The organism is Nitrospira sp., assembly GCA_029194675.1.
Taxonomy (GTDB): Bacteria; Nitrospirota; Nitrospiria; order Nitrospirales; family Nitrospiraceae; genus Nitrospira_D.
The window spans coordinates 34,239-47,553 of the sequence record JARFXP010000002.1 but is presented as its reverse complement, the minus strand read 5'-3'; the positions used below and the strand labels follow the sequence as shown (position 1 = coordinate 47,553).

15 protein-coding genes are annotated in these 13,315 nt (G+C 55.3%); 7 read left to right on the top strand and 8 right to left on the bottom strand.

Annotated elements, in window-relative coordinates; genetic code table 11:
- Positions 1-7 precede the first annotated feature (7 nt).
- The 8 genes from P0120_09230 to P0120_09195 all read right to left on the bottom strand — a co-directional run bounded on the left by P0120_09230 (position 8) and on the right by P0120_09195 (position 7,386).
- Positions 8-370: a hypothetical protein gene (locus P0120_09230; GenBank protein ID MDF0674497.1), complete on the bottom strand. Its 363-nt coding sequence runs from the start codon at positions 368-370 to the stop codon at positions 8-10.
- Positions 371-405: 35 nt separating this feature from the next.
- Positions 406-999: a DUF3047 domain-containing protein gene (locus P0120_09225; protein MDF0674496.1), complete on the bottom strand. Its 594-nt coding sequence runs from the start codon at positions 997-999 to the stop codon at positions 406-408.
- Between the two features lie 76 nt (positions 1,000-1,075).
- A complete protein-coding gene (locus P0120_09220) occupies positions 1,076-2,950 on the bottom strand; it encodes a cytochrome ubiquinol oxidase subunit I (GenBank protein MDF0674495.1) in 1,875 nt (624 codons plus the stop codon).
- A 4-nt stretch (positions 2,951-2,954) separates the two neighbouring features.
- Complete coding sequence (locus tag P0120_09215; protein MDF0674494.1) at positions 2,955-4,010, bottom strand: hypothetical protein; 1,056 nt, start codon at positions 4,008-4,010, stop codon at positions 2,955-2,957.
- Positions 4,011-4,121: 111 nt separating this feature from the next.
- A complete protein-coding gene (locus tag P0120_09210) occupies positions 4,122-4,586 on the bottom strand; it encodes a PCP reductase family protein (GenBank protein MDF0674493.1) in 465 nt (154 codons plus the stop codon).
- A gap of 36 nt (positions 4,587-4,622) precedes the next feature.
- The gene (locus P0120_09205) at positions 4,623-5,336 is read right to left on the bottom strand and encodes a DUF420 domain-containing protein (protein ID MDF0674492.1); all 714 of its coding nucleotides are present in this window, start codon (positions 5,334-5,336) and stop codon (positions 4,623-4,625) included.
- A 118-nt stretch (positions 5,337-5,454) separates the two neighbouring features.
- A complete protein-coding gene (locus P0120_09200) occupies positions 5,455-6,435 on the bottom strand; it encodes a methyltransferase (GenBank protein ID MDF0674491.1) in 981 nt (326 codons plus the stop codon).
- 156 nt (positions 6,436-6,591) lie between these two features.
- The gene (locus tag P0120_09195; GenBank protein MDF0674490.1) at positions 6,592-7,386 is read right to left on the bottom strand and encodes a hypothetical protein; all 795 of its coding nucleotides are present in this window, start codon (positions 7,384-7,386) and stop codon (positions 6,592-6,594) included.
- Positions 7,387-7,638: 252 nt separating this feature from the next.
- Here P0120_09195 and P0120_09190 point away from each other — a divergent pair, with 252 nt between their 5' ends.
- From P0120_09190 to tadA, 7 genes are all read left to right on the top strand, one after another.
- Positions 7,639-7,803 carry a lasso RiPP family leader peptide-containing protein gene (locus P0120_09190; protein MDF0674489.1) on the top strand — a complete coding sequence of 55 codons (165 nt, stop codon included), beginning with the start codon at positions 7,639-7,641 and terminating at the stop codon, positions 7,801-7,803.
- A gap of 64 nt (positions 7,804-7,867) precedes the next feature.
- The gene (locus tag P0120_09185; GenBank protein MDF0674488.1) at positions 7,868-9,013 is read left to right on the top strand and encodes a 50S ribosomal protein L11 methyltransferase; all 1,146 of its coding nucleotides are present in this window, start codon (positions 7,868-7,870) and stop codon (positions 9,011-9,013) included.
- A complete protein-coding gene (locus P0120_09180) occupies positions 9,010-10,011 on the top strand; it encodes a hypothetical protein (protein ID MDF0674487.1) in 1,002 nt (333 codons plus the stop codon). The genes P0120_09185 and P0120_09180 overlap by 4 nt, the downstream gene beginning before the upstream one ends.
- Positions 10,005-11,204, top strand: coding sequence for a nucleotidyltransferase family protein (locus P0120_09175; GenBank protein MDF0674486.1), 1,200 nt, complete (start codon positions 10,005-10,007; stop codon positions 11,202-11,204). Before P0120_09180 ends, P0120_09175 begins: the two co-directional genes overlap by 7 nt.
- A 128-nt stretch (positions 11,205-11,332) precedes the next feature.
- Positions 11,333-11,938 (top strand): sigma-70 family RNA polymerase sigma factor, encoded by a 606-nt coding sequence (locus tag P0120_09170; GenBank protein MDF0674485.1) that lies wholly within the window; start codon positions 11,333-11,335, stop codon positions 11,936-11,938.
- Positions 11,935-12,588 carry a hypothetical protein gene (locus P0120_09165; protein MDF0674484.1) on the top strand — a complete coding sequence of 218 codons (654 nt, stop codon included), beginning with the start codon at positions 11,935-11,937 and terminating at the stop codon, positions 12,586-12,588. Before P0120_09170 ends, P0120_09165 begins: the two co-directional genes overlap by 4 nt.
- 143 nt (positions 12,589-12,731) lie before the next feature.
- Positions 12,732-13,217 (top strand): tRNA adenosine(34) deaminase TadA, encoded by a 486-nt coding sequence (gene tadA / locus P0120_09160; protein MDF0674483.1) that lies wholly within the window; start codon positions 12,732-12,734, stop codon positions 13,215-13,217.
- The last annotated feature ends 98 nt before the right edge of the window (positions 13,218-13,315 follow it).

The following is a 13,315-nucleotide window of genomic DNA, read 5'->3' as shown; positions in this document are numbered from 1 at the left end:
GTAGGAATTACCGATAAGACGCCGATTTCACACCCTGTTCCAATGCCGCCTTCTTGGCAGCACGCACATCGAGCAGCATGGAAATCTGGACGCCAAGGAAGCCACCCATTGCAGCTCCTGCTCCGGCACCAACCCACACCCGCTCCACTCCGACCAGCATCCAGGCTAACGCGCCACCCAGCACCGTCCCGATCAGAATACTGATGAGGAATCGACGCCCGCCGAGAAAGCCGATCACCACCCCGAGAACAAGTCCAACGGCTATGGCAACGGGCATCAGCCCACCGCCCAAGGTCAGCCCGATCAGAGTACCGACCGTACCCATCACGGTCATTCCTAGGGCGATATCAAACGCTTTGCGCCTCGTCATCACATCGATCTTTCATGGATCGAAAAGACGGATTGCTACTTGGCCGAAACGGCAATCAGCGGACCAAAATCGATTTCAACACCAGGTGTCGCGATAATGGATATGCCCCAAGCCTTCTCCGCCGGCTCATGCTTGTGAATCCGCTTGAAGTCCTCGTACACGTTCACACGCTCCTCAAACCATTGCCCGATCTCCTTCGTTCCAGTCTGGACGACAATCTCGGAGCCACTAAACATGCCGCCTTCCGTTAAAGTGCCATCCGGTTTCGACTCGCTCCACACATATTTTGTGAAGACCGGGATGAAGAGGAGATCGGTATCGAGGGAAGCATAGACTGCAGCCAGCGGTTCTGTTCCAGTCGTTGCTTTGTTGAGACGCCAGCGCCAGGTCAAAATGGGATAGGCCTTGGGATCCCAGTCGATTTTTTTCTTCTTGATTCGCTGACCGGCATCTTTTGCCGACAGAAAGTTCGTGCCGTTCTCCGACCGCACCTTGTAGGCTTCCCGGCCTTTCGATTGACTTCGCTGATTTTCGTGATCCCATTGCGAAGGAAATCCATCCGCTTCCTTCGCCTGAAAGTCTTCCAGGACTAATGGTTGCCCTTGCGCAAACACGGATGGCTGCCACATAACAAGGCTCATCGGCACGCTGAGAACGATTGCTGCACAACGCAGAACCCGACGCTTCATATCCTTCATTCCCTTTCTACGTTTCTTGCGATGGAACCGGCGTGAGTAGGGGAGTTTGTTTGTCGCGGAATTCCTCACCCATCACCGGCTGCTGTGCTCTCTCGCACATCCAAAACAGCGCGAGGACCGCCACCCAAAACACCACCATATTCAGCGTCACCATTTTCGTAGCGAATTGGAGGTCCGGGGTGAAGGCCCATGGCGAAACATCGGCCATCAGCTCACTGACATGCCAAGACAAGCGTCCCGATGAGCGAATGTACCCCATCAACCCCATGACCCAACTGAAGGATGCCGCTAACCCGAACAATCCGACCATGCCGCGCAGCGGAATTTTCCCCCACTGAATGGGGCCATGCACCACCGCTCCTCTAAGCATGAGACGATTGATCACCACACCAACCACGATCACAGTCAGCGTCGTGAGGGCTTGGGGAGCTGAAAGGCCGACCCGAACCTTTGCCGGCAAATAGAACCCATAGACAGACAGCCAGATGACGTTCAACGCACCCACCACGTACAGTATCGCGATGAGGGCGTTTCCGGTCCTGACCCACGAGATCGTCATCGTACGATTCGCACGGCGATAGTACAAAAAGCTGAGCGCAGTGACGAGAATCAAGATGTTGACGGCGCCATTTTTGGCCGACATGACTCCGTAGTTGCCGATCACGGGATGCTGAGCTCCTCCCATCGCCTTCACTTCACTCGCAGACATCAACAGGGTGTGCGGTGTCAGCCAAATAAAGAGCGCCAGCATCAACACGCCCAACAAGAGCTGATAGTAAGGCTGATAGCGCTCGCCCCCTTTGATTCGAGCCATACTCTGCCAGAGGTAGTAGTTGATCCCCAGGAACAAGACACCGATCAAGAGTGCCTGGACCACAAACAGCCATGTGAGCAACCCACCCATCATCGTCACACCCATAGTCTGGCGAAACATGAACACCGACTTCATCAGCCAGTAGCCGGCAATGGGCATGGGCATGAGCGCGCAGACCGTGACAAACAGAAAGACATATCCGACCCAATCGAAATAGGCTCGCTCCTCGTCGGTCTTGCTCGTAAAAAACCGATAACAGGCATAGGCCAGCACCACCGCCCCGCCTGACATGATGTCCGCGAGGAAGCGATGAACATTGAGCGGGTTCCAGAGGGCGGAATGCAGCAGATGCCAGGTATTCCCCAAGAACCGCCCCTGCGCATCCACCCCTGCCGGCGACATCATGAAGGCAGACCAAGAATTTACCAGCGTCAGCAACGCTGTCCCCACAATATTCGTCAGGATACCGATCGCCGCGTGGATCCACTTCATGCCACGATCCGTCATCCGATTCCAACCGTAGTAATAGACGATCAGCAGCAGCGTCTCACCGAGGAACACGGCAGCGTAGGCCGGCATGAAGCCTTTAAACGTCCCGCCCATATATGTCATGAAACTGGGGTACAGCGTGATGAACATCGTCAACATCGTACTGCCGATGAGCGCCGTCACCGACAGTGACAAAACCGCCACCTTCGCCAGATCTCTCGCGAGACCGTCGTAACGAAGGGCCAAGGCTGGCTTCTTCGTTGTCAAACCCAGGAACTCGAGCAGCGCGCAAAATAAAGGAAGGGCGAGCACGAAACCGCCGAAGTAGGTATGTTGCTGTGTCACGAACCACACCAGCAACCGACTGTCCAAGGAGCCGATTCGCGGATAAGCCGTCTCATGCGGAGCAGGAACCGCCGGTCCCTGTGGAGTCCCCTCAGTGCCGAAGTACACATCGGTCGATAACTCTGCAAATGAGAGATCTGGTCCATTCCACGCGCATCCAATGGCGATCGCGACCGTCGCGATGCAGGTCGCAATCCTGATCGCAGAACGCTTCAATCTGAATCCTTGACCCATACACCTACCCCTTCGTTCCGGTCTTCCCGAGCAGCAACTCCTCAGCCGCACCGTCAGTGCCGACCGTCTTCCCAAGAATCCCCATCACAAACGGGCAACGCAACATTCCACTCGATAGTTGCGGAGCCTGTTCATCTTCCACATGACGGCGATTGCCCAGATAATACCCGTACACACCCATCATCGCCGTCACCAGCGCGCCCATCACGGCGGCTGAGCCCGGCGTGATCGTCGGCTGCCTCAGCACAAACAGCAACAGCCCCATCGTCACTAAATAATAGGTTGAGGCAAAGGCCATCCCAGGCCACCACCAATATTTCAACAATTCAACCGGTGCGGTCTGACGGAGCGTGTGAACCCATGATGTGGAAGGATAGAGCCCGCCAAAATAGGCACAGAGGGCAAGAACACCGCCGAGGATCGTCACAGTCAATAATTGAGCCAACGCGGCTCCTTGAATATCGGCAATCGCCAGCCCGAGGAACGATGCCATAGCGCCGACACCCAGTCCCGCCAGAACCCAAGGTCCCAATTGCCAAGCCCTACGCTGCACCAAGGCACGAAGTTGCTGGCCATCAGGGAACGTGAGAAATGGCCGTCCCAACAGCGAGAGCTTACGCACATGTCCGATTTCAAACGCATCACGCGCGACGGCCGTGCATGAGATGATAATCGCCATCATGGCCGGCCCATCGGGATGTTGGAGATAATCGTAATTCATGATCCATAACAGAGTCAGCACCAACAAGGAGAGCTGGATGCCATACATGGCACCAATCCATCCGGCAAGCCAGCTGAGGAGACGCACTCCGTCTTGACGGACAATGACGGACCATCGGGCAGACCGACCAACCCGATAGGCCAGTACTGAGGTGACCGCTGCCACTAGACTACTGACCGCCAACAAGACAAGGGGATCTGAGATCGGAACGAGATGCTTGACGAGACGATACACCCCGAACGCAACCAGTCCGGGGACAACCATCACGATCCGTTTCTGCTTGCGCACGGTTTCTTCCGTGACCGCCAAACTTAAACTCGGAAGAACCCGCAAGGCCATCCGATGCAACATGATGTTCAAGACTGAGGCAGCAGGACTGCGGACTGAGCCGAGGGAATAGCCGGTTTCATGCTTTGTCCCTTCTCAGCACTCAGTCCTCAGCATTCATTACTATTTCGAAGAACCCATCCCAAAGTACTTCGCCTTCACTTCTTCCATCAGAGCCACGGTAATCCGAGACATTCCTCGATCCGCCGCGGTCCGCTCAAGTTCGATCCGAGCCATGGCGCGAACCGGAGCCGGCACTCTTTCCAACCGCCGTTCTGCTTCCGACTCCCACTCAATTCGATCCTCGGCTCGCGGGTGCAGCAACATATCGTACGTGACCACCCGGCGGCCATGACGACAAACATCCTGCTCCACATCCTTCTGAACGAGAGTGGCCACATAGGGCGGCAGACGATCCAACCGGTGTAATGCTTCATCAGTCCACATCAATCGATCGACCAGTCCGTGCGTCTGTCCCTCCGGCACGTCGATACCGATTTTCAAACCACAGCCTTTGCATTCCAACCGGATGAACCATTGAGGAGCACCGCTTTCTCCGGCACATTCTTCAATCCCTTCTGCATGCATCCATCGACCACAGCCGCATGTCAGCATCCTACTAGGCTACCCAATCTTCCCTGGATAAAGAATATAGAGCATGGTGTAGGTAAAACTCCCCGTGACAAACAAAACACAGTAAATGACCATCGTGAACCGACCGAGCGCGCGGTGTCGCCGCGCCCCATTGGGCCAAATTCGCTGTATAGTCATCTCGATCGCGAACACGAACGCCACGACTAAGAGAAACGCCAGGTAGACCTCCAGCTTTCGCATTGAAAAGCCGGCGGTCGCCACACGCGAAAAAAATAGCCCGAGCACCACCACGGCAATCCCACTGAAGATGAGCCCGATCTTCTTCCACGTCGTAAGCAACCGAGCTTCCCGGAGGGACCGCACTCCGTCAACAAACTGTTGAGCGCGAAAGCCCAACACAATCATGTACACCGCCATGATCAAGCCGATGATGACAAGAATGATATGGAGCGTCAGCACCGGGATGAAGACATAGTCATAGAGCGATTGGGAGCCGCCAAACCCCTCTTTTCCTTCAACAGCCAACACGCCAAGCTGACGAAACAGATAGTACGCGATGAAGAAGCTGAGCATCGAAATCATTCCCCCAAACATCAACCAATGATGCGCATCGGCGTTTCGCTTGCGGGCTTGGACCCATCCCAGGATGAAGAGGCTGGTAAAGAGTGTGGCCATCAACTGGCTTAAGTCCGCTCCGGTCGTGGCATGAGTCCCCAAAAACCCTGGCTCTCGTAACCAATCCACCGTTACTCCTCCAAAGACACTCCCGGCATCCGTCAAGGGCCATTCGTTAAGCGAAAAACCCGACCAACTCGTGTGCGGATTAGGTTTCCCCCACGACTGGCGTATGACAACTGGCGGGTTACGGCTTCACACCCTGAACAACAGCCGTCTGTTCCAATTCCACGACAGAGCCAAATCCCGACTGAATCAACCATCGCATCGCGTCGCTGCATTTGTAACAACTACCGTGTTGCGTATTCACAAGAATATGGATCGTGAACGCCGTCGTCCAAGCCGGACCGGTGCCGGTTTCGTCCAGAAATCGATCCTTAATGATCAACCGACCCCCCGGCGCCAGTGATACGAAGGCCTTGTTGACCAGATCCTGATTCAGCTGGAACGTTTGATAGTGAAGAATATCCGACATCAGCACCACATCGTACGGACCCCCGAGTTGATCTCTATTGAAATCACCAGGATGCAGTGTAATTCGTGATTCCAACCCTGCGGCCTTGACCATTTTTTCCGCCAGCTTTAACGTCGCCGGGAGATCAAAGACCGTCGCGCACAATTCAGAGTACACTTGGCAGAAGGCAATGGCGTTGGTTCCTGCGCCACCGCCCAGATCCAACAGCCGCTCGCTTCCCACGAGCTTCAGCCGTTTAGCAAGATCGGGTCCGCTTTGCTGTCCGATGCGATTGAGCACCGCCAACACGTTGCTTCCCAATTCCGGATCGGTCTCGAAGACGTGCCGATCGACTGCCCGTCGCCCGGTTCGAACCGTCTCTTCCAAGTTTCCCCAGTTGTTCCACTCCGCATCGTGCAAGAGGAGCAGATGGCCGACGTACTGGTCCGAATGCCGGACGAGGTGCTTCAGGGCCGTCGAAGCGTTGCCATACAAGTCGCCCTCCTTTGACAATAACTTCATCGCGACGAGGGCGTTCAACAGGAGACGGAGGGTCGGTTCATCAGCCTGAAGTCGACTCGCGACATCCTTGGCTGTTCTCGGTTTTTCGTCTATGGCGGAAAACAGGTCAAGCTTCACGGCCGTCAATAAAATCTTGGTCTCCCAGTAGTAACCAAGCTGGAACACTTCCGCGAGTGAGAGTTCTCGTGACACACCAATCCCTTAAGCTGGCGCTTTAAAATTTGGCATCTTACCTACTACGGAAAGAAAAAGGCAAGGTGATGAATTGAGGATGAAAACTGGCTCAAACACGAAGGGCAGCGGGTACTCCGCTGCCCTTCAACTGCGCGTACGAGAACGGGTCCTGGCTTACTTGATTTCAGCCTTGAGGTTGGCGGTGCCGCCATCGGCCACATCGACCTCAAACTCTACCTTCTTGGCCTTCCCGGCAAAAGGATGCCAGGCGATGACTTTGTGTTTGCCGGCCGGGACATCCTTGATCTCAAAGGAACCATCCTCCTTCACCACGGCAAAATGCGGGTTCGACACGGGCAGGAAGAACGATTGCATGAACTCATGCTGGTCGCACTGTAACCGGAAGTACCCTTCCTTTTCCGCGCCGCCACGGAAGGTCACCGGCTTATCAAGCTTGTCGCCTTTCTTGGCAAGCCCGATGTTGAAACCGGTTGCTGAAGTCGAGCCCTTTACGGTAAAGCTATGGGGGTTATGGAGCACACCCTGAACAGACTTAGGATCATCCGGGTCAGCATCCGTGTTCTCCACCTTGAAGGGACGGGTGTTGACGACGATGCCGCTGAACGGCAAAAATTCGCAGAACGCGGCCGTGACTTCCGTGCCGGCATAGCCGTCCACAAACGCCTTGTCTTCAACATCGGTCACGGCAACCACCGCGCCCTTCAAACCACCGTCTTTCCCAACCTCGATCTGTTTCAGAAACCGCTTGTCCCCATCCATCAAGCTCTTGTTGGGGTTCTTAGGGCAGAACTTGGGATTCGGGAACTTTGAAAAGAGGAACTCTTTTTGCTCCGGCTTACCAGCATACGTCACCTTCCCAGTGATCGTTCCACCCGCATACGAGGTGAGAGGCGCCGCGACCAACGCGACGGCTGCTACACCAAACATAATTGTTAACGCACTCTTCATTGGACTGCCTCCTTGTGATTGACCAACATCCTGGTTCCTGACTTACCCGTTTCTCTCTCTTGCATCACACCAAAGAACTCTCGAACATCCTCTTATCGGAGACATGATCATGACGTGATGGAGACCGAGTATGTATATGAAATATTACAACCTCCTGTCAATCTCAAACAATGGTCCCACCAGGGCATATTTCTCCTAGCGACCCTCCCTAGGAGTTCTGTACAATCGCCGCAACAACGGGAGGGACGCTCCATGGAACAAAAAGCCACCCTCGATCAAAAAACGCCCTCTCCTAAAAAACCCTACACCACTCCGACCCTTGTAGAATACGGCGACGTTACTAAATTGACTCAAGGCAGCCCGAGCGGAAGGTTTCCGGATGGCATGCCGGGAATGTTCATGGCGATGTGCCTTTAGCCAAGCAGTTACAGAATTTACTCTATGTTAACTACATCCAATCTTTGATACGGGGACTTCCACTTTGTCACTCGTTGTCGACGAACATCGCCATTACCTTCAAGACCAAATCCGTCTCGCAGCATTTCGTCAAGCCATTCGAGAATTGGTTGTACCGGGATCGGTTGTCGTCGATCTCGGAAGCGGAACCGGAATCCTTGGCCTTCTAGCCTGCGAAGCCGGGGCTAAGCGCGTCTATTCAATCGAGGAGACCGGCTTAATCGAAGTAGCTCGTGAGATCTGTCAAGCCAACGGATTGACAGACCATATTCGTTTCATCAAAGACCTTTCGACACATGTCGATTTGCCTGAGCCGGCCGATGTGATCCTCGCCGACCAGATTGGACACTTCGGGTTTGAAGCCGGCCTCTTTGACTATTTCAGTGACGCCCGCCGTCGGTTTCTCAAACCGAACGGAGCGACGATTCCTGAACGCATCACGTTCTGTCTCGCTCCCGTAGAACAGGAACCCCTGTGGCAGCAGGTCGAATTCTGGAACCAGTCGCACATGGGGTTTGACGTCAGCCCGGCTCGCTCCATTGCGGCGAACACCGGTTATCCGGTCAAATTGATGTCTGAGCAGCTCTTAGGACCATCGATGGAACCGCTCTCAATAGACCCCAGTGTCGGAGGTACTCAGCCACTTCACTTCCAATGCACGTTGTCGATTAGCAAACCCGGGACCCTGCATGGCCTGGGCTGTTGGTTCGTGGCTCACCTGTCTCCCTCAGTCACCATGACCAATTCACCACTGAGCGAACACCGGATCGATCGGCGCAACGTCTTCTTTCCGATCGACCGCCCGATTCCTGTCCAAACGGGGGATTCCATGACCGTTACCATGCACATCCTTCCTGTTCAAACTGCCGTCACGTGGACAATTGAAATCCAAAAGAATAAACCATCGGCACCAGAACCTATTCGCTTTACTCATAGCACGCTCAAAGGCATGCTCATCTCCCGGGAAGATTTGCAGCGCACTCACCCAGCCTTCGTCCCGACTCTCACCCCATGGGGCGTCGCACGCCTCACCGTGCTGAAGCTCTGCGATGGAGAGCGGCCGTTAGCGCAAATCGAGCAGGAAGTTCTTCGTCGCCACCCAACCCTCTTTGCTTCGCTCTCCAGCGCAGCCACGTTTGTTGCCGAAGTGGTCACCAGGTATTCCGCATGACTGTTGAGGCACTTCTGCGGAACTCCGGCGTGCGGTATCGCGCGTACGGCCGTATTCTCAGTTGTAGCTCGCCGCTGCATGAATTGGAGCAGTCCGCAGCTCCAAATGATGGAGAACCCACTGACCTGCACATTGAGTTTGTCTCATCTGAGGAACACATTCCTACGCCCACATCCTGGTACTTGACCGTGTCGCTGGCAGACGGCACACCCTGGTTGCGCTGCGCCAAGATCGCCTCAAACTATCTCTTGCACTTCCCCGATCTGGCCGGTTTTGTGTTCTCTCCATCGGACAGTTCCATCCGCTGCATCCCGCATCGGCATATACCTGCTCACACCGTGAACCATTTGCTTTTGGACCAAGTACTCCCCCTCGTGCTGAACTATCGAGGGAGTGAGGTGTTGCATGGAGCCGCGGTCGCCACACCCTATGGAGCCTGTGCGTTCCTCGGTCCGACCGGAAGCGGGAAATCCACCTTGGCGGCGAGTTTTCTCTCCGCGGGATATTCCGTATTAGCCGATGATTGTGTCGTCCTCGATAGATGCGGCGAAGACATCGTCACGATCCCCACTTATCCTGGGCTCAGGCTTTGGGATGATGCAATCGCCGCTCTCTTCGGCACAACAGGAGCTTCTGCGCCGGTGGCGCACTACTCTCCCAAACAGCGTTTCACCGCCGCTGTCTCCGCCACACCCATGTGCCCTTCCGCCATTTCGTTAGCCGGGATCTACGTGATCGAACCAAGCAGCCCGCCACATTCTGCCTCAGCCATCACTCTTGAGCGGCCGACTCTTGCTCAGCGGGAAGCCCTCATGACGCTCCTCTCGCTGGCGTTCAAACTGGATATTGAAGACCAATCCATGTTGACCCGAGAATTCGACTTTCTTCATCATCTCGTCACTCAGGTCCCCGTTCGCCGATTGACCATTCCGGACTCATTCGAGACTCTGCCCCACGTGCGGGCGGGCATTCTCCACGATCTGAGAAAATCATGTTGACCCTGCCGTTCGTGCATCCTTTTCTGATGGCCCTTCTGACGGATACCTCGTCTGAAAAGAACCAGCCTGCCCTAGTCCCACACGATTCTTGGGAGACCATCGTTGAAGAAGCCATCACGCAACGCATAGCTCCTCTCCTCCTTTGTTGGCTCAGTCATCCTGCCAACCGGCATAAGATCCCTCTCCAGTTACTAAATGTTCTCAAGCAACAGGTGGCCCTGCACGCAGCCTGGCATTCACTGTTGGCAAAAGAACTCCGAAATATTCTGGCCTCGTGTGAGCAGCAGGGTATTGCCTGCGTTCCGATTCGAGGGCCGGCGTTGGCTAAGCACCTGTACGATGATTGCTCGACCCGGCAGATGGATGACCTGGACTTCTTGGTTCATCGTGAGGATCTCTCTGCCATCAAGGGCATCTTTCAGCACCTTGCCTATACGCCCCATGAGCATCGGCCTGGTTTTCTCGAAACCTTCTCCTATTCACTGGAGTTTGTTCATCCGCATCATGGTTTCCTTGTTGAACCTCATTGGACTCTGGCTTACCCGCCGTTTATCGGCGCTGCCGCCATGGAACCGGTATGGGGACGGGTCAGGAGACAGCAATGGGCAGGGGTCAATACCTGGGTCCTTAGCAATGAAGACCTTCTTCTCCATCTCTGCCTTCACCTGCATCATAAAGGGCGGCAGGCTCCGCTCCTGTGGTTTTATGAGTTGGATACCGTGATCCAGCGGCATGGCGCAACGTTCAACTGGAACATCTTCATGAATCAGGTGCGGCTCATGGGGCAAACTCAGGCGGTCTGTGACGTTCTCACGATCGTGACGGAAGCTTTTCATTCGCCCGTGCCTGAAGTAGTGGCCAGCCAGTTCGCCGGGCACGTACGCGACGATTCTTCGCCTTCGTCGTTGATGGTCTGCAATCAGATCCTGACTCGGTCGTCTCTCAGCGGACGAGAAGAGCTTGTGCTTCTGTGTTCTCTTGGAAGCCTTCACCAACAATTCCGGTACCTCGCTGCACTCCTCTTTCCCTCTGCCCAATACATGACGCGGCGATATGGAGCGCCCACTCGTACGAGTCTCATCGGCTCCTATATCGCAAGATTCTTCCGTATAGGGGCTGAGGGCCTTCGCTGTGCCGTCGCATGGATCGGCACCATCGTTGCCACACGACCGAGCTCATCCATCCGCCGATAGATTTCATGTTCTGAGCAGACCACAATCCCGCGTATCCTTTTGCGCGAATTCTTCGTCGAGTGCATTGCGAGTGCTATAGTGGTGACCGGTTCACGGATCATCACCTCAATCACCACAAGCAACGTTCTATGGAGACATCTTCTCAACTCGTCGCCTCGGCCATTGACCCTACACTCGTGGCCCGAGTCGCCAAAGGCGAGGTCCACGCCTTTAACCAGCTCTACGATCAATCCAGTACCGTGCTGTTCAGCCTGGCACTGCGCATCCTCGGCAACCGTGAAGAAGCAGCGGACGTGCTTCAAGAGATCTACCTCAATGTCTGGAGAAAGGTCGTTCGCTACGATGTCGGTCGAGGCACCCCCATCGCCTGGCTCATTACACTGACCCGCAACCGGGCTATCGATCGATTGCGGGCACGCGGTCCTCGTACCCTCCGCCAGATGGCCTCGTCCCTTGATGACGGCCAGACAAGCCAAGTTGCCGACCGAAGTTCCGATACTTTTGATACACCGGCCGACCAAGAACTGCGAAATCTAGTCCGAGAGGCGTGGGTGAGCTTGCCGCACGTCCAGCAGCAGGTGATTGAGTTGGCTTACTATGAGGGCTTTCCCGATGCGGAGATCGCGGCGCAGCTTAATCAGCCGGTGGAGGCGGTGAAGACCTGCATCGCCCTCGGCATGTCGCAACTGCTCGAATCATTGCAATCATCTTGGGAAGAAGATGAAGCGGTATGACACATAACGAGTTAGAAGCCGCTGTTCCTCTCTACGCGGTCGGAGCGCTTGAACGGGTTGAGCGACAGGCCCTGGAGGCTCATCTGCTCGCAGGATGTATCCCCTGCCGCACGAGGCTGAAAGGGTATCAGTCGGTAGCAGTGACGTTGCCGTTCGGGCTCATCATCACGACTCCTCCCCGAACCCTAAAAAATAGGATTCTGTCGTCTCGTGTGTCGCCCCCCGCCACTGAGTCAGAAACCCAATCACGCTCCAAACCAAGTCTTGAGCCGGGCGAATGGATGAATCACCTCTTCCCACCGTCATCCCCACCTGCCACATCATTCGGGTGGGCCTTGGGAATGGTCGTCTTCGTGATCATGACGATCCTGATGTATTTTGGATGGAACTCCTCCACTCAAGTGACCGAAGACCTGAAGAAGTTGACCCAACTGCAGTCTCAAGCGGTGGAAACAGGCTCTAAGCTGGCGACTCTGCAGCAGCAGCTCAGCGAACGCGAAGAAATACTCACGCAGATCCGGGAGGAACTTCAGCGTCGCATGGCCGAACTAGCAGAGGTGAAAGACCAGTTGATTCAGCGAGAAGCCGAGTTGGAAGAACTGAAAATAAAGCTGGCTCAGGGAAGAGGCCGATCAGTGCAAACTCCATAGGTTGAACCATCGACCCCTCTTCCTTCTACTCCCCGCCTCAAAAACCAATCCGCTCTCACGCTGCTTCCCATCTCCTGTCCCTCTCTCCAGCTCTCATGCTAGTATGTGCAGTGGCCATCAAGGGCTCCACGACCGCTCACTCGATGCAACAAGAACACGATTCCCGCTACATGGAGCTGGCGCTTCACCATGCGAAGCTTGCTCCGCTGATCGGGGAAGTCCCGATCGGCGCAGTCCTCGTGCACAACCAGGAAGTGATCGCGGCCGGTCACAACTACCGGGAATTTTCGCAGGACCCGACAGCGCATGCGGAAATGATCGTGATCCGGAAAGCGGCTGAACGGCTGCAGACATGGCGCCTCACCGACACAACATTGTACGTCACGCTGGAACCCTGCCCCATGTGCGCCGGAGCAATCATGCAATCCCGCATTGCGCGGCTGGTCTTCGGAGCGTGGGATCCCAAAGCCGGCGCCTGCGGTTCGATCCTCGACATTCCGACGGAGCGTCGGTTCAATCACCGCGTACACGTGGCGGGCGGCTTGCTCGAAGAGGAAAGCCGGGCACTCTTACGGATGTTTTTTCAGGCCAAGAGAGGCAACCTCTCGGAGAGGACTAGCGTTCCATAGTTGTCTTCTCGGCACTGGTATCGTGAGCAGCGGACCACCGTGTCTACAAAACCCCTCAGATAGCATCTACCGCCGACTCTTTCTCCCACCCACAGTTT